18 protein-coding genes are annotated in these 16,903 nt (G+C 53.4%); all 18 read left to right on the top strand.

Translation table 11 applies throughout. The features are described from left to right. Position 1: 1 nt before the first annotated feature. The 18 genes from GXM22_RS08555 to GXM22_RS08470 all read left to right on the top strand — a co-directional run bounded on the left by GXM22_RS08555 (position 2) and on the right by GXM22_RS08470 (position 16,896). Positions 2-919 (top strand): sensor histidine kinase, encoded by a 918-nt coding sequence (locus tag GXM22_RS08555; RefSeq protein ID WP_002596319.1) that lies wholly within the window; start codon positions 2-4, stop codon positions 917-919. Between the two features lie 135 nt (positions 920-1,054). Further along, complete coding sequence (locus tag GXM22_RS08550) at positions 1,055-1,981, top strand: ABC transporter ATP-binding protein (protein WP_002594743.1); 927 nt, start codon at positions 1,055-1,057, stop codon at positions 1,979-1,981. Beyond that, positions 1,974-2,768, top strand: coding sequence for an ABC transporter permease (locus GXM22_RS08545; RefSeq protein WP_002596320.1), 795 nt, complete (start codon positions 1,974-1,976; stop codon positions 2,766-2,768). Before GXM22_RS08550 ends, GXM22_RS08545 begins: the two co-directional genes overlap by 8 nt. A gap of 12 nt (positions 2,769-2,780) precedes the next feature. Continuing rightward, positions 2,781-3,596 (top strand): ABC transporter permease, encoded by an 816-nt coding sequence (locus GXM22_RS08540; RefSeq protein WP_002596321.1) that lies wholly within the window; start codon positions 2,781-2,783, stop codon positions 3,594-3,596. A gap of 5 nt (positions 3,597-3,601) precedes the next feature. Continuing rightward, the gene (locus tag GXM22_RS08535; protein WP_242651636.1) at positions 3,602-4,000 is read left to right on the top strand and encodes a hypothetical protein; all 399 of its coding nucleotides are present in this window, start codon (positions 3,602-3,604) and stop codon (positions 3,998-4,000) included. 186 nt (positions 4,001-4,186) lie between these two features. Further along, positions 4,187-5,638 carry a ParB/RepB/Spo0J family partition protein gene (locus tag GXM22_RS08530; RefSeq protein WP_005933648.1) on the top strand — a complete coding sequence of 484 codons (1,452 nt, stop codon included), beginning with the start codon at positions 4,187-4,189 and terminating at the stop codon, positions 5,636-5,638. Between the two features lie 285 nt (positions 5,639-5,923). Then, complete coding sequence (locus GXM22_RS08525) at positions 5,924-6,265, top strand: DUF7768 domain-containing protein (RefSeq protein ID WP_014080816.1); 342 nt, start codon at positions 5,924-5,926, stop codon at positions 6,263-6,265. Next, entirely contained in the window at positions 6,265-6,978 is a 714-nt protein-coding gene (locus GXM22_RS08520; protein ID WP_005933645.1) for an antirestriction protein ArdA, read from the top strand. The genes GXM22_RS08525 and GXM22_RS08520 overlap by 1 nt, the downstream gene beginning before the upstream one ends. A gap of 46 nt (positions 6,979-7,024) precedes the next feature. Further along, the gene (locus tag GXM22_RS08515; protein ID WP_465231462.1) at positions 7,025-7,501 is read left to right on the top strand and encodes a PcfB family protein; all 477 of its coding nucleotides are present in this window, start codon (positions 7,025-7,027) and stop codon (positions 7,499-7,501) included. Next, positions 7,488-9,341, top strand: a complete 1,854-nt coding sequence (locus GXM22_RS08510; protein WP_005933642.1) for a VirD4-like conjugal transfer protein, CD1115 family — start codon at positions 7,488-7,490, stop codon at positions 9,339-9,341. The genes GXM22_RS08515 and GXM22_RS08510 overlap by 14 nt, the downstream gene beginning before the upstream one ends. A gap of 100 nt (positions 9,342-9,441) precedes the next feature. Beyond that, positions 9,442-9,654 (top strand): Maff2 family protein, encoded by a 213-nt coding sequence (locus GXM22_RS08505; RefSeq protein WP_014080814.1) that lies wholly within the window; start codon positions 9,442-9,444, stop codon positions 9,652-9,654. Between the two features lie 9 nt (positions 9,655-9,663). Beyond that, the gene (locus GXM22_RS08500) at positions 9,664-10,530 is read left to right on the top strand and encodes a VirB6/TrbL-like conjugal transfer protein, CD1112 family (RefSeq protein WP_005933636.1); all 867 of its coding nucleotides are present in this window, start codon (positions 9,664-9,666) and stop codon (positions 10,528-10,530) included. A 53-nt stretch (positions 10,531-10,583) separates the two neighbouring features. Then, positions 10,584-11,132: a septation protein SpoVG family protein gene (locus GXM22_RS08495; protein WP_005933634.1), complete on the top strand. Its 549-nt coding sequence runs from the start codon at positions 10,584-10,586 to the stop codon at positions 11,130-11,132. Further along, positions 11,122-11,916: a DNA-methyltransferase gene (locus GXM22_RS08490; protein ID WP_005933631.1), complete on the top strand. Its 795-nt coding sequence runs from the start codon at positions 11,122-11,124 to the stop codon at positions 11,914-11,916. The genes GXM22_RS08495 and GXM22_RS08490 overlap by 11 nt, the downstream gene beginning before the upstream one ends. Beyond that, positions 11,913-12,512, top strand: a complete 600-nt coding sequence (locus GXM22_RS08485; RefSeq protein WP_005933628.1) for an MT-A70 family methyltransferase — start codon at positions 11,913-11,915, stop codon at positions 12,510-12,512. Before GXM22_RS08490 ends, GXM22_RS08485 begins: the two co-directional genes overlap by 4 nt. After that, a complete protein-coding gene (locus GXM22_RS08480) occupies positions 12,500-12,895 on the top strand; it encodes a PrgI family protein (protein WP_005933624.1) in 396 nt (131 codons plus the stop codon). The genes GXM22_RS08485 and GXM22_RS08480 overlap by 13 nt, the downstream gene beginning before the upstream one ends. Then, positions 12,849-15,212, top strand: a complete 2,364-nt coding sequence (locus tag GXM22_RS08475; protein ID WP_014080813.1) for a VirB4-like conjugal transfer ATPase, CD1110 family — start codon at positions 12,849-12,851, stop codon at positions 15,210-15,212. Before GXM22_RS08480 ends, GXM22_RS08475 begins: the two co-directional genes overlap by 47 nt. Beyond that, the gene (locus tag GXM22_RS08470) at positions 15,193-16,896 is read left to right on the top strand and encodes a C40 family peptidase (RefSeq protein ID WP_005933618.1); all 1,704 of its coding nucleotides are present in this window, start codon (positions 15,193-15,195) and stop codon (positions 16,894-16,896) included. Before GXM22_RS08475 ends, GXM22_RS08470 begins: the two co-directional genes overlap by 20 nt. The last annotated feature ends 7 nt before the right edge of the window (positions 16,897-16,903 follow it).

Here is a 16,903-nt window from a genome sequence, read left to right as displayed (position 1 = left end):
TATGGAAATCATCGTTTTCTTGTCCATTGTGATTGCTGTTGTGGCTGTGCTGACTTCCATCGTTCTCGTTCGGCGCGTAAAAAAACAAATCGCAGAAATGACCGATGTGCTGGTTGATGTGAAAAACGGAAATGGCAACCGGCGTATTCTGTCTGCAACAAATGAATTGACAGCACCTCTTGCCTATGAAATCAATGAGATTGTTGTGTCCTATGAAAGCAGACTTTCAACTGTACGGCAGACAGAAGAAACCAACCGCCAGCTTATGACGAGCCTTTCCCATGATGTTCGGACACCCCTTACCACTCTGATTGGGTATCTTGACGCTGCACACAAAGGACTGGTCACAGGAAAAGACCGGGATGATTATATTGAAACCGCCCGACGGAAAGCCCATGATCTGAAAGAATATATTGATGTGCTCTTTGACTGGTTCAAGTTAAATTCCAATGAGTTTGCTTTGGAAATCCAGAGCGTTGAGGCCGCAGAGCTGACAAGAAATATCCTGATTGACTGGATACCGATTTTTGAGGATAAACAGGTTGATTATGACATTGATATTCCCGAACAGCCTGTCCGGGTAAGATTGGATATGGACAGCTATATGAGGATCGTCAACAATCTCATTCAAAATGTAATCGCTCACAGCCATGCAGACAAAATCAAAATTGTCCTGTCAAAGAAGGAAAATAACATGGAGCTGCTGCTGGCGGATAATGGAGTAGGAATTGAGAAAGACGATTTGAAACACATATTTGAACGGCTTTATAAGTGTGATAAAGGACGCTCCGAAAAAGGAAGCGGACTTGGTCTTTCTATTGTCCATCAGCTTGTAGAAAAGATGGGTGGAAGCATAACAGTTGAAAGCTTTCCGGGAGAAGGAACTGAATTTATGTTGCTTTTTCCTTTGGAGATTTAAGCGGGTTCCCGTCTTTATGGCGGGAACCTTTGTCATTTTTGCCGGATTTCAAATTGCAAGGTTAATGCAAGGTTGCGGCAAGGTTAATGCAAGGTTGGCGTGATAGAATACCTTACAGAACAGGAGGTTTTGAATATGGATACAAATTACATCATTGAAACAAAAAATCTGACGAAGCAATATGGCTCACAAAAGAGTGTGGCTGACTTAAATATCCATGTGAAGCGTGGGAGAATTTATGGTCTGCTGGGCAGAAACGGAGCCGGAAAAACCACTACCATGAAAATGCTGTTGGGCTTAACGAAGCCGACTTCCGGGGAGGTCAAAATCTGGGGGAAACCCTTGCAGGGGAATGAAAAGAAATTGCTGCCCCGTATTGGTAGCTTGATTGAGTCTCCCGGCTTTTATCCCAATCTGACCGGCACAGAGAACCTGCGTATCTTTGCTACCCTGCGGGGCGTACCAAACAATCATGCCATCAAAGATGCTCTGGATCTGGTAGGACTGCCTTACAAAGATAAAAAGCTCTTTTCACAGTATTCTCTTGGTATGAAGCAGCGGCTTGCCATCGCCCTTGCCGTTATGCACGATCCAGAACTTTTAATTTTGGATGAGCCGATCAACGGTCTCGATCCTATCGGTATTGCAGAAGTACGCTCCTTTATTCGGGAGCTTTGCGACGCAAGAGGAAAAACCATTTTGATTTCCAGTCACATTCTTTCGGAGATTTCCTTGCTGGCTGACGATATTGGAATTATCGACCACGGCGCATTGCTGGAAGAAGAAAGCCTTGCTGAACTGGAGCAAAAAAGCAGTAAGCATATCCGGTTTACACTCTCTGATACTGCACAGGCGGCAAGAATTTTGGAACGCAATTTCCATGAAAACCATTTTTCCATACAGGACGACCACAATCTGCGCCTGCACAACCTTGATCTGCCTGTGGGGAAAATTGTAACTGCCTTTGTAGAAAACGGATTGGAGGTATCGGAGGCGCATACCTGTGAAGAAAGTCTTGAAGATTACTTCAAGCGTGTGACAGGGGGCGAAGGAATTGCTTAAACTAATCAAATGCGAATTTTTGAAATTAAAACGGAAGCCCTTGGTATTTATTTCTCTGCTGCTTTCTGTTTTCATGCCATTGGCTTATGCTTTCTTTCTGGCAGATGTAAACACTGATGTGGATGCTGTAAATGGAGTGATGTCCAGCCTGTTCCAGCTCAGTGCTTATTTGCTTTTGATGCCGCTCCTTGTGATACTGGCTTCCAATCTGCTGTTTGAGGAGCTGGACAATGACACACTAAAAAACCTTGTTACCATACCGATAAACAGAACCAAGTTGGTGCTGTCCAAGATGCTGGTTTTGCTATTGTTTGCCGTTGGCTTTATGGCAGTTGGAGGATTGGTAAATCTTGCGGTTTTGCTGTTTCAGGGCTGGGAGCCGGTTGGGTTTTGGACCTTGTTTGGCGTTGGGATAGAAGAAGGGCTGATTATGTGGGTAGGCGCACTTCCATGTATCCTGCTCGTTGTTCTTCTTAATAAAAACTATATCGTGTCGGTCGTGATTACCTTTTTCTATACGACTGCAAATTATATCCTTTCGATGAGCGATGCGTTCCTCACACAGCCTTTTGGTTTGAATATCGGAACCCTGTTTCCGGGACCGCTGGCTTTCCGCTGGACCTTCCAATTTTATGACCAAAGCCAGACCAGTGCGGAATTGGCAGACTTGTTGGAACGGATCAGTCCGTATTTTCTGAATGGTGTTCAGGTGTTCGGTGTGATTGTTGGGGAAGCCGTTGTATTTCTTGCGCTGATTGCGTTGGTTTACCGGCGCCAGGAAATCTAAGGGGGTGTAATTATGTGGAATTTATTAAAAGCAGAATTGCTCAAGCTACGCCGGTGCCAAATACTTTGGGTGGGGCTGGTGGCGCTTGCACTCTGTCCGTTGGTGCAATATGGGAGCCAGCTGATTGTGGAGGCGGAGTACCGAAATCCAAACTATGATTTTTCCACTCTGTTTGAGAATGTTGTCTGGGGCAATACGCAGATGTTTTTTCCGATTTCACTGGTGATGATTGGCAGCTGGCTGATTGACAGAGAATCCACCCATGATACGCTGAAAAACATCATGACAATTCCTGTTTCCATGCCGAAAATGCTGGGAGCTAAGCTCTTTTGGGTCGGGATTTTTGCAGTCCTGCTGGGAATATACAGCGTTGGCGTTACCTTGATTACTGGATTGACGGTTGGATTATCGGGACTGACAGTGGAAGTGTTTTTTCATGGAGGTACACAGATCGTGTTGGCAGCTCTGACGACCTATTTGGTCTGTATGCCGCTGATCTTGATTTTTGGGCAGATCCGAGGGGCATATCTGGGAGGTTCCATTCTGGCGTTTTTCCTTGGATATAGCATGCTGTTCTTCAAAGGCGGTATCCTTGCCAGCATCTATCCGTTTTCTGCTGCGCTGATTTTAGTGGGCTTTGACATGAGTGGATATGCCGGAACAACCACAGCCCCGAATCCTTTGCTGGCAGTCATTGGGGTTGGCATCATGGTTCTCTGGGCGGTGCTGTTGTTACTGATGTCCAGTAACAAAAAAGAAATAAAATCCCGTAAACAGGCAAATTCCAAGGGAAAAGGAAAGCGTGCTGTACGCAGGAAAGGAAGGTGATACCTGTGAAGAAAATAGTTCTATCATTATGCTTGATACTGTTGGGCGCTTCTGTGCTTTCCGGTTGTACAAAAGATGAAGTTCTCGATCAGTATAACAATATTGTTCAGTCTGCTGGTTCCATAGCACTTACCGGAAATTCATCCTTACAAGGTACGAAAGAAAAAGGAATTGATGATTATACAGGAAGCTATACAGCCAACTATGAGGATTTTTCAGATACAGAGTATTTGTTCGGCGGAACTTCCATAAAGCGTGAAGCGGGTAAGGATCTGTCTATTGACTGCGCGCTGGAGGTTACGGATGGAACTGCAAAAGTATTTTGGATTTCTGGAGCTGATGAAGAAGTCACTTTGCTTGAAACAACCGGAACATATGATTGTTTCCTATTAGGAACGCTGTAAATACAAGGCTTTTCGGAGCCTACGAACCACAAAAAATAATATTTGATCTATCACATTACACAAAAAGCCGTCCGGCGTTCAAATCGGGCGGCTTTTTTGCGTGGATAGACCGGAAGGAGGCGGAAAAATAATTACAGAAATTTAACCCGCAAAATTGTGCAACTTTCACGAAAAGGAGGATAGTGAATGGCAGATGAAAAATTGAACACAGGCCCCGGTGAGGAGAAGCTCCCGGAGGCTCCCGCTCCTGTTACGGTTGACGAGCCCCAGGCTCCGGCTCCCGAACAAACTGCCGCTCCCACACCCCAGCAGGAGGGGCCTGCCCAGCCCGAGCCCGGTGATGTGGTGGTGTCCTTTGACAAAATCAATGAGCTGATGAATGAAAAGCGGCAGACAGCCCGGGCCGAGGTAGAAAAAGAGGAGGCGGCAAAAGAGCCGAAGGAGAAAACGCAGGAGGAACCTCCCACCGCTGGGGATGATGAACCTAAAAAGGCCCGTCGGGGCCGTCCCCCAAAAGAGGAAAAAGCGGATCCTGCTGGCAAGGAGGCGGCGAAGCCCCGCAAGGGCCGCCCACCCAAGGCGGATAAGGCGGCCCCCGGCGAGGCCACGCCGACTAAGCGAGACAAATTGTCCCGAAGTGGGAAAAAGGCTGCGGAGGTTAAAGCTGCCCCGGAACCCGAAAAGGCCCCACCCGAAAATGCGGCTCCGGCCCCGGAACAGGCTCCGCCTGAGCCAGCCGCTCCGCCCCGTCCTGTGGAGGAAGGAAAGCTGGTCTATCTGAAGCTTTCCGAAATGCATCCGTTCCACACATTCCGCCCCCACCCGTTTAAGGTGCGGGACGATGCCAAAATGCAGGAAACGGTAGCGTCCATCAAGGCAAACGGCGTAATGGTTCCCGGTCTTGCCCGCCCGGAAAAGGATGGCAAGGGTTATGAAATTGTGGCAGGCCATCGCCGCCATCATGGTTGTGAGCTGGCCGGGCTGGAGGAAATGCCCTTTATCGTCCGGGAAATGACTGACCACGAGGCGGTACAGGCCATGAAGGACAGCAACAAGCAGAGGGATCAGACGCTCCCCAGCGAACTGGCCGCCCTGTTGGAACTGGAAGTGGAGGACATCAAGCACCAGGGCGGGCGGCTGAAAAATGTGGCCGAGGGCGATATTGGAAAACGCTCCGTTGAGATCGTGGGCGAGGCGCACGACATGAACTATAAAAAGGTCATGCGTTATCTGCGGCTGAACTCCCTTGTGCCGGAACTGCTGGACAAGGTGGACGATAAAAAAATGGGCTTTATGCCCGCTGTGGAGATTTCCTATATCCGCCCCAAAAACCAGCGGCTGATCGCTGTTTCCATTGACGGAGAACAGGCATCCCCCTCTCTGGCCCAGGCGAAAAAGCTCCGGGAGCTGGACAAGGACGGGAAACTCAATGGTGATGTCATTGATGGCATCTTATCAGAAAAGAAAAAGGAGGATCGAGGCGTGATTATTTCTACCGCTGAACTGGAAAAGTATTTTGGCAAGGAAGCCACTCCCGCCAAAATGAAGGAGCAGATCATGACTTTGCTGGACGAGTGGAAAGAGAAACAGCCGCCCGAACTGGCGAAGGCTCCGAAAAAGATGGAGCAGGACAAGTAACCACTTCGAGACATTTTGTCCCGAGGGCCCTGCCCTCCGCATCATGGCTCTGGTGGTATATATCCCCCGTCGCCGCCTGTTTTTTCGTACAGCCGGGAGCGGGCTGTCAAGGGTGCATCGCACCGCCGTTTTACGGCGGCCTGCCCTTGACGGTCTGCCCCGGCTGTGCTATTTCCCCGGCAAGCGGCGGGGGTATATCCTCCAGAGCCGCCCCCTTTCCCATGATTGGGAAAGGGCGGGGGGATTGGGTTGAACTTTCTTATTAAAATATCGGAGGTATTGACTATGAAGCGTCCCCTTGCATACATTACCGCCGCATGGTTGAGCGGCGACAGTGAAAACGCAGAACAGGCCGCCCGCTACTGCCGGGCGGTTTATGAGGCAGGCTTTTCCCCAATCTGCCCGCCCCTTTATCTGCCCCTGTTTCTCAATGACGCAGTACCCGAGGAGCATAAAAGCGGCATCGACATGGGCCGTGACCTGCTCCGCCGCTCCCATGTGCTGGTGGTCTGCGGCCACACCATGACCGAGGCCATGAAAAATGATATTGCCGTGGCCCAGCGGCTGGGAATTACCGCCACCACCCTTGAGGGCATCCTGACCGTCAAGGGACAGGGCAAACGCTGATGGAGTCTGTTTTTGAGGCTTTCATTTCAAATCCTGCCCTTTACAGTGCGGGGCATCTGGTGGGGGAAACGCTGCATTTCCCCACCAACACGGAGGAGGTGCAGTCCCTCTTAAAGCGGATCGGCGTGGACGGGGTGCGCTGCCAGGAATACTTTATTATCTCCTTTGACAGCGACATTCTCGGCCTTTATGACTATCTGGGCGAGTATGAAAACATTGACGAGCTCAACCACCTGGCCCATCTGCTGAAGGAGCTCTCCCCATCAGAACGGGAAACGCTGGAGGCGGTTATGGACAGCGACCAGCATTGTGGCTCGGTGCAGGACTTGATCAACCTTACGCAAAATCTGGACTGCTACGACCTGCATCCCGGTGTGGACAATGAGGAAATGCTGGGCCGCCTTTATGTGGAGGATATGGAAAGTCTCGAAGTGCCGGACAATATAAAACCCTACTTTGACTTTGAAGCATACGGGCAGGACATTTCCATCAACGAAAACGGACACTTTGCACCGGGCGGCTATGTGACGAAGGTGAGTGACGATTTCCGGGAGGTCTACCACGGCCCCCAGGACATCCCCGCTGAACACAGGGTTTTTGCTTACCCTCAGCTTTCGATCCGGGAGCAGATGGCCGCTTATCAAGAAATTATTGACGGTTCCTCAAAGGAGGGGTTCCGGCGGCTGGCTGAAAAACACCATGAGGAACGGTAACTGGACTTCGAGACAATTTGTCCCAAGGCGAAAGGAGGCGGTGTAACTGATTGATGAAGAAATTTCCCGGAGCTCCATAGCGATTTCTGTCCGGGCCAGCAAGCTGACAGCCCGGGGGCTGGCCTATGTGCTCCGGGCGGCTGGCCGCCAGATCGCCAAACGGCATAAGAAAGCCCAAAGGCCCCACGGCAGGCAGAGCGTGAAAAAGCTCATGGCCCACGGCGAAAATGTGAACAGCATCGAGGTGGAGGCCCCGAAGCTCTTTGACCGCATGGCCCGCCGTTTCAATGTGGACTATGCTTTTTACAAAACCGGGCCGGACAAATACCTGCTGTTTTTCAAGGCAGGACAGGCGGATGCAATTACCGCCTGTTTTGAGCGGTACTCCCGCAGGCTGTTGGAACAGTCAAAATCCAGCCGCATCCCCATCCGGGAACAACTCAAAAAAGCGGCGGAACAGCTTGTAAAGGAACCGCCCAAAACACAGGAACGGACAAAGGAGGTGGTTCGTGAAGAACGATAGCATCAAAAAATACCTTATTCCCAACATCCCGTATCTGTTTGTCCTGTGGGCCTTTCTCAAGCTGGGGACGGCCTACCGTCTGGCGGCGGGTGCGGATTTTGCTCATAAGCTCATGGGGCTGGGCCAGACCATTGGCCCGGCCTTTGCCGACTTTGCCCCGGGGCTTGCTCCCTTTGACTGGCTCGTTGGCATTGTGGGGGCTGTGGCGTTCCGGGTAATGGTCTATGTGAAAAGTAAAAACGCTAAAAAATTTCGGCGGGATGAGGAGTATGGATCAGCCCGTTGGGGCTGTCCGAAAGATATAGCCCCTTTCGTAGATCCAAAGTTTGAAAACAACATCATTCTGACCGGGACGGAGTTCCTTACCATGAATACCCGTCCGAAAAATCCGGCCAACGCCCGCAACCTCAATGCCTGTGTGATCGGTTCGTCCGGCTCCGGCAAAACCCGGTTCTGGCTTACCCCGCAGATTTTGCAGGCCAGCGCAGACAAAAACGGCGGATGCAGCTATGTGTGTGTCGATCCCAAAGGAGGCGTTCTCGGGCAGGTGGGCCACTTCCTGCAAAAGCGTGGGTATCGGATCAAGGTGTTCAATTCCATTGATTTCACAAAATCCATGCACTATAACCCGCTGGCGTACATCCGCAACGAGGCCGACATCCTTAAATTTGTGGACGCTCTCATTTCCAACACAAAAGGCGAAGGCAAGGAAGGCGATCCATTCTGGACAAAATCGGAAACCCTGCTTTACTGCGCCCTCATCGCCTATATCATTTTTGAGGGCCCCGCCGAGGATCGGAACATGAACACATTGGTTGACATGATTTCCGGGATGGAGGTCAAGGAGGATGACGAGGATTTTATGAACGCCGTGGACTATATGTTTGCGGGCCTGGAAAAACGAAAGCCGGATTGCTTTGCGGTCAAGCAGTATAAAAAGTACAAACTGGCCAGCGGCAAAACAGCAAAGTCGATCCTTATTTCCTGCGGTGCAAGGCTGGCTCCCTTTGACATCCCCCAGCTTAGGGAGGTCATGGCCTATGACGAGCTGGAGCTTGACCGCATCGGGGATCGAAAAACGGCGGTGTTCTTTATCATCTCGGACACTACGCAAACCTATAATTTCCTTGTGGCTCTGGCCTTTTCGCAGATGTTCAATCTGCTGTGCGAGAGGGCCGACAATGTTCACGGAGGCCGCCTGCCCCATCATGTACGGGTGCTGTGGGACGAGGCCGCCAACACAGGGCAGGTTCCCCAGCTTGAAAAGATCGTGGCTGTCATCCGTTCCCGTGAGATCAGCTTAACGCTGTTCTATCAGCAGTTGGCGCAGTGTAAGGCGATTTACGATAAACACGCCGAAACCATTTTGGGAAATATGGACAGCGTGATATTCCTCGGGGGCCGGGAGGCCAGCACCATCAAGGAAATATCCGAGAACTGGCTGGGTAAGGCTACAATCTCCATGCAGACCGACAGCCGCTCCCGTGGCCAGTCGGAAAGCTACAGCCAAAATAACCAGCGGCTGGGCCGGGAGCTGATGACACCCAGCGAACTGGCGACCATGCCCGGGGATAAGTGTATTTTACAGCTTCGGGGCCTGCCCCCGTTCTATTCCCCAAAATACGATTTGAAAAAGCACCCGAACTACCGATATACGGCTGAAGCCGACAAAAAGAAAAACGCCTTTGACCTTGACCGGCTCATTAACCGCCGCAGGCGGCCCGGGCCGGACGAGCTGTGTGAGGTGTATGCCGTGGCTGTGCCGGACGATGGGCTCACAAGCGAGGACGAGGACATCCTCAATTATGATGACATCGACGATCCGGACGCCTTTGCATAAATAGGGCTTTGGGACAAAGTGTCCCGAAGTATGTAACCTGCCGCCAGAAATGGCGGCTTTTTTCATGGCCGGGAATACCCCCCGGAGAAAAGGAGGCTCTATGCAGTTTTTCACTTCCGCTATTGATACTTTGCAGACTCTTGTTGTAGCCCTCGGCGCTGGACTTGGCGTGTGGGGCGTTGTCAATCTGCTGGAGGGCTATGGATCGGACAACCCAGGTTCCAAGAGCCAGGGCATGAAGCAGCTCATGGCTGGCGGCGGCATCATCCTTTTGGGAACCACGCTGATCCCCCTGCTGTCTGGCTTGTTCTAAGGAGGGCTTATGGATTTTCTCACCGACTGGCTCACGAACTGGCTGAAAGAGCTGTTGATCAGCGGTATCATGGGGAACCTCGAAGGGCTTTTTGATACCGTCAATGCCAAAGTCGGAGAGATTGCGGTACAGGTAGGGACTACCCCGGCGGCATGGAACGCCAGGGTTTTCTCCCTCATCCGCCAGCTTTCCGAAACGGTGATCCTGCCGATTGCCGGATTGGTGCTGACCTTTGTTGCCACCTACGAGCTGATACAGATGCTTTTGGAAAAGAACAATATGCACGAGTTTGATGTGGCGAATATCTACAAATGGGTATTCAAAACCGCTTGTGCCATCCTCATTCTTTCCAACACCTTTAATATTGTCATGGCGGTGTTCGATGTGTCGCAGAGCGTGATTGCGGATGCGGCGGGGCTCATCCAAGGCTCCACCGACATTACGCCGGATATGCTGACGGAGCTGGAAATCACGCTGGAGGGCATGGACTTGGGGCCGCTCCTTGGCCTGTGGCTCCAGTCCTCTGTGATCGGGCTGACCATGCAGATCATGGGGATCATCATTTTCGTTCTGGTGTACGGAAGAATGATTGAAATATATTTAATGACCAGTTTAGCACCCCTGCCCGTTGCCACGCTTTCCAACCGGGAGCTGGGCGGCACAGGGCAGAACTACCTAAAATCCCTGTTCGCCGTAGGCTTTCAAGGGATGCTCATACTGGTCTGTGTTGCGATCTATGCGGTGCTTATTCAAGGCATCGCCACAGGCGGCGATCCGATTGGAGCGATATGGGGAACCGTGGGCTATACGGTTCTTCTGTGCTTCATGCTGTTTAAGACAGGCGGCATCGCCCAGCGCATCTTCGGGGCGCATTAAACGGACGGACTTCGGGACAAAGTGTCCCGAGGCCGGGAAAGGAGGAAACAATTTTGAGTAAGGATGTCATATTAACCCCGGAACAGATCGCCGCCGAGGAGCGGCGCTGGCTGTTTGATGCGCCGATTGCGGAGCTGGCCGAGGTAAAAGGCGTGACGGTGGACGAGGCAGTTAAGCTGCGGACGGACGCAATTTTGCAGGAGGCCGCTGTTCCCATCGAAGTTACGGTTCGCCCGATTGAGCCCCAAGGCAAGCTCATCGGCTTTGCCAGCGTCAACTATGGCGGTGTAGTGATCGACGATTTCAAGGTGGTGGATGGCAAGAACGGGATTTTCCTCGGGGCTCCCAGCAAACCCGATCCCACCAGCAGGACGGGCTACCGCTCCACGGTGCGGATCAATGACCGGGCCACCCAGGAGCGGCTCAATGCGGCGGGAGCCCAGGCGTACCATTCAGCGGTGGAAAAGCTCATCGCCCGGGCCGAGGCAGTCCGCCCCACCCCGATCAAGGAGCAGATGGCACAGGCCGCAAGGGAGGCTGGGAAGGAAAATGCCGCCCGAACCGCCCCGGCAAAGAAAAAGGAGGCCCGGAATGACAGGTGATGTGACCTCGAGACAAATTGTCCCGAAGTCTCCAGCCTGCCCGGAGGGGCTGTTTTTGATGGACGGGATTGAAGGGCTGCGCTCTTTGCCGAAGCACTCGGTTGATATGCTCCTTACCGATCCACCCTATGGCACTACCCGGAATTTTTGGGATGTGCCGCTCCCGCTCCCGGAGCTGTGGGAGGCGGTCAAGTGGGCTGTCAAACCGGATGGCGCAGTGCTGTTTTTCGCACAATGCCCCTATGATAAGGTGCTGGGGGCATCCAACCTCTCTATGCTCCGCTATGAATGGGTGTGGTACAAAAGCAGGTGTACTGGCTTTCTCAATGCAAGGCGGGCTCCCCTAAAGCGGACGGAAAACATTCTGGTGTTTTATCAAAAATTGCCCTATTACGATCCGCAGTTTGAACAGGGCAAGCCCTATAAGAAAATTTCCCGGACAGGGGACAACAGCCCCAACTATGGAAAATTCCTGCGTTCCAGCAGCGGATCAGAGGATGGCCTTCGTTTTCCCGGAAACCTGCTGGCCTTTTCTTCCGTACAGCGTACCGTCCACCCAACGCAGAAACCCGTGGAGCTGTGCGAGTATCTCATCAGAACCTATACCCGGCCCGGGGAGGTAGTGGCAGACATCTGCGCTGGCTCCGGCACGACTGCTGTGGCTGCCGTCAATACGGGCCGCCGCTTTGTATGCTTTGAAACCGCCCCGGCCTTTTACGCCCCAGCTACAGAACGCATCCGGCTGGCTACTGAGGCGGTCAAAGCCGGGCAGAAAGGAGTATGACTATCGGAAACTATTCTATCATTTACGCCGATCCCCCTTGGCAGTACCAGCGCAATAAAGTACAGGGGGCGGCAGAAAACCATTATCCCACAATGGGGATTGACGATCTGTGTGCGCTCCCGGTGGCTGATCTGGCCGCCCCGGACAGTGCACTTTTTTTGTGGGCGACTTTCCCCCAGCTCCCGGAGGCCCTGCGGCTCATAGAGGCGTGGGGCTTCCGCTATAAGTCTGTGGCCTTTGTCTGGCTGAAAAAGAATAAAAAGGCGGACAGTTGGTTTTATGGCCTTGGCTTCTGGACGAGGGGAAATGCAGAAATCTGCCTGCTAGCTACCAAGGGCCATCCCAAACGGCAGGCGGCAAATATCCATCAGTTTATCATTTCCCCGATTGAAGCCCACAGCAAAAAGCCGGACGAGGCCCGGGAAAAGATCGTGGCCCTTATGGGCGACCTGCCCCGGGTGGAGCTCTTTGCCAGACAGTCCCCGCCCGGCTGGGAGGTGTGGGGAAATGAAGTGAAAAGCACGATCCCGGACTTTGGGACAAAGTGTCCCGAGGTTAAAGGGGCCGGAAAGGAGGCTGATCCATGCCCTATGTGAATGTACCCAACGACCTGTCAAAAGTAAAAACCAAAATGGCCCTAAACCTTACCAAGCGCCAGCTCATCTGTTTTAGCTGTGCGGCGGCGGTAGGCATCCCGTCCTATCTGCTGGCCCGGGGCTCTATCGGCAATACCGGGGCCATGTTCCTTATGCTGGCCGTGATGCTCCCGGCGTTTCTTCTGGCCATGTATGAAAAAGACGGGCTCCCGGCGGAAAAGGTGCTGAAAAACATCATACGGGCCCGGTTTCTGCGGTCCGGAGTCAGGCCCTATCAGACACAAAACATTTACGCCCCCTTTGCCGAACGGGGCGCTGTGAGAAAGGAGGATGTGATTGCGAAAGGCAAATCCAACCAGCGGAAGAAAAACCGCAAAGGCTAAAAACCGGGCGGCCCTGTCCGCCCAGCAGACGATCCCCTATGTGGCGATGCATCCGGACGGGGTATGCAAGCTCCCCGGCGGGCTCTACACAAAGACCGTGGAATATGAGGACATCAATTATTCCGTGGCATCCACTGAGGATCAGACTGCAATCTTTGGCGGTTGGAGCTCATTTCTCAACTACTTTGACAGCTCCCTGCCGTTCCAGCTTTCCTTTATCAACCGCCGCTCCCACTCCCGGAGCCGCTATAAGGTAAACATTCCCCAGGCGGATGATGATTTTAACAGCGTCCGGGAGGAATTTACCGGGATGCTGAAAAACCAGATCGCCCGGTCTAACAACGGGATTGAACGCTCCAAGTACATTACTTTCGGCATCCCAGCCGGAGGGATCGTGGAGGCCCGGCCCCGTCTGGAGCGTGTGGAAGCCGATGTGATGGGCAACTTTAAGCGGCTGGGTGTTCCCTGTGAACCGATGGACGGACGGGCAAGGCTGGCCCTGCTTCACAGCCAGATGCATCCGGGCAACCGGGAACCGTTCCGCTTTTCATGGAAGGACATCCCGCAGACGGGGCTTGGCACCAAGGACTATATCGCCCCGGACAGCTTTGACTTCCGGCACTCCCGCCTGTTCCGGGTGGGCCAGTATTGGGGCGCTGTTTCCTACTTGCAGATTTTGGCGTCTGAGCTCTCGGATAAACTGCTGGCAGAAATGCTGGAGCTGGATGCGGAAATGACCGTAACCCTCCATATCCAGACGGTGGATCAGCTAAAGGCCATCAAAACCATCAAGGGAAAAATCTCCGACATCGGGAAAATGAAGGTGGAGGAACAGCGGAAGGCTGTCCGGGCCGGGTATGATCCCGACATTCTCCCGCCCGACCTCATTACCTTTTCCAAGGATGCGGCGGAGCTCCTTGCCGACCTCCAGTCCCGCAACGAAAGGATGTTCCTTTTGACTTTTACGGTAGTCAATATGGCCCCTACCCGCCAGCGGCTGGAAAATGATGTGTTTACCGTGGGCGGCATCGCACAGAAATACAACTGCGCCCTCAAGCGGCTGGACTGGCAACAGGAGCAGGGCTTTGTGTCCTCGCTGGCCCTCGGCTACAACGAAGTGGAGATCCAGCGTGGTATGACAACCAGCTCCACAGCAATTTTTATCCCCTTTATGACAAGGGAGCTGCGGATGGACGGGCAGGCCCTCTACTATGGCATGAACGCCCTTTCCCACAATGTCATTATGGCTGACCGCAAAAAGCTGAAGTCGGCCAACGGAATGTACCTCGGCTCTACAGGCTCGGGAAAATCCTTTGCGGCAAAGCGGGAACTGCTCAATGTCTTTCTGACCATCCCCCAGGATCGGATTATCATTGTCGATCCGATGGGCGAATATGCCCCGCTGGTTCGCAGGCTGGGCGGACAGGTGATCGAGATTGCCCCGGACAGCCACCACCACCTAAACCCGATGGATGTGGAGCTTAACATGGCCGCCGGGGAGAGCCCTCTTTCCATGAAGGCAGATTTCCTGCTTTCCCTGTGCGAGCTGGTGGTAGGCGGAAAGGAAGGCTTACAGCCCATCGAAAAGACAGTTGTTGACCGCTGTGTGCGGCTGGTGTACCGGGAACAGGCCCTTGGGCTTGATACGGGAAAAACCCCGCTTTTGCAGGACTTGTACGAGGAGCTCTTGAAACAGCCGGAGCCCGAGGCCCGGCGTGTGGCAACCGCCCTTGAGCTCTACTGCACCGGCTCCCTCAACCTGTTTAACCATCCCACGAATGTGAAAACCGACAGCCGGGTGGTGTGTATCGTGCTGAAAAACATGGGAGAAAACCTCCGCAAGATCGCCATGCACATCACAAATGAATTTGTGTCCCAGGCGGTAGATACCAACTTCCGGGAGGGCGTGGCGACATGGTGCTACTTCGATGAGTTCCATGTCCTGCTCCGTGATCCGCTGACCGCCAGCTATTTTGTGGCGGTGTGGAAAATGCTGAGAAAGAAAGGCTGCGTTCCCAGCGCCCTCACGCAGAATGTAAAAGACCTTCTGGCCAGCCGGGAGATTGAGAACATTCTGGATAACACCGATTTTATGATTTTGCTCTCGCAAGCTCAGAGCGACCGGGCGATTTTGGCAAGACAGCTCGGTATTTCCGAGCATCAGCTTTCCTACATTACCCACTCTAATTCCGGCGAGGGCCTGCTGTTTTACGGGAATGTGACCATCCCGTTTGTGGATCGGTTCCCGAAGGGGGAAATCTATGACCTCTTAACCACCCGACCGGAGGATATGAAGAATGAAGCGAAAACCGAATAAACCACGCCCGGAGTCCCAAACGCATACGGAACCCGGAGGCGGAGCTGCCGAGCCCGGTGGCCCTGCTTTTGGGGCTGGCTCTGAACAGGCGCCCGGGGCGGCTGGCACTTCGGGACAAAGTGTCCCAAAGTCAAAATTTCGGCAGAAAAGCCAGCAGGAACAGGCGGCGGCATCCAAGCTCCGCATGGAAAAGCGGGGCGAAAAACGGGAAGCCGCCCGGGAAAAGCTGGCAAAGCAGAAGCCGCCCAAACAAAAAGGCCCGATCCGTAAGGCGGCGGGGGCCGCCGGATGGGGCGTTCACGGCTTTGTGCATGGCAAGCTCTACGAGGTGGAGCAGGAAAATGTAGGAACGGAAGGGGCCCACCGTTCGGAACTTGCCGGGGAGGTTATCCTGCGGCATGGCTCCCGGTTTGTAAAGCGCAAAGTCCGGGAGCATCCGGCAAGGGCGGCCAGCCGGGCCGAGGCCAGGTATCAGAAAGCAGCGGCGGATTATCATTTCCACACCGCCGCACAGGAGCACCCGGAGCTTTCCCAAAACTATTTTACCCGGTACTGGCAGAAACAGCGGCTTAGAAGGCAATACCAGAAGCGGGCGAAGGAGGCCGCAAAACAGGGAGCCAAAGCCGCCGGGAAAACAGCCGCCGCCACGGAAAAGCTGACAGCCCGGGCCGCCGGGTTTGTGAAGCGCCATCCAGTCGGATGCCTGCTGGCTCTGGCCTGTGTCCTTGTGATCGTCCTGCTCCAGTCCTGTTCGTCCTCGCTGGTGTCCATCGGCAACGCCGGAGCCGGGGCGCTGGGGGCCACCACTTACCCCTCTGAGGATGAGGCGATTTTAGGGGCGGAGGCGGCTTATGCCGGGCTGGAGGCAGAACTGCAAACCTACCTTGATACCTACGAAAGCACCCACGATTATGACGAGTACCACTTCGATCTGGACGAGATCGAACACGATCCCTATGTGCTCATTTCCCTGCTGTCGGCGCTCCATGAGGGGGAATGGACGCTTTCACAGGTGGAGGGCTCCCTGCAAATGCTCTTTGACCGCCAGTATATTCTGACGGAGCGTGTGGAGGTGGAGACACGCTACGACAGCGACGATGAACCCTATTCGTGGTACATCTGCTATGTGACGCTGGAAAACAAAAACCTGTCCCACCTGCCTGTTTCCCTGTTGAGCGAAGAACAGATGTCCCGGTACTCCATCTATATGTCCACCCTCGGCAACCGTCCCGACCTGTTTCCCGACTCCCCCTATGTAGACAAATACATTACCAACCCGCCGGAGGGCTATGAGGTTCCGGGGGAATATCTGGACGATGAAACATTCGCCGCTATTTTCTCGGAGGCAGAGAAATACATCGGCTATCCCTATGTGTGGGGCGGCTCCAGCCCGTCTACATCCTTTGACTGCTCCGGCTATGTGTCATGGGTGATCAATCACTCCGGCTGGAATGTGGGTCGTCTTGGGGCGCAGGGGCTTTACAACATCTGCACTCCGACCAGCTCCCCAAGGCCCGGCAACCTTGTGTTTTTCAAGGGAACCTATGATACCCCGGGCGTGAGCCACTGTGGGATTTATGTAGGCGATGGGCGGATGCTCCACTGCGGAGATCCCATCGGATACGCAAACTTAAATACAAGCTACTGGCAGTCTCATTTTTACGCCTACGGGCGTTTACCATGATTGGAGG

Origin of the sequence: Faecalibacterium duncaniae, from assembly GCF_010509575.1 — a bacterium.
Lineage (GTDB): Bacteria > Bacillota > Clostridia > Oscillospirales > Ruminococcaceae > Faecalibacterium > Faecalibacterium duncaniae.
Note: the sequence above shows the minus strand (reverse complement) of the source record. Positions and strands in the feature narration are given on the sequence as shown.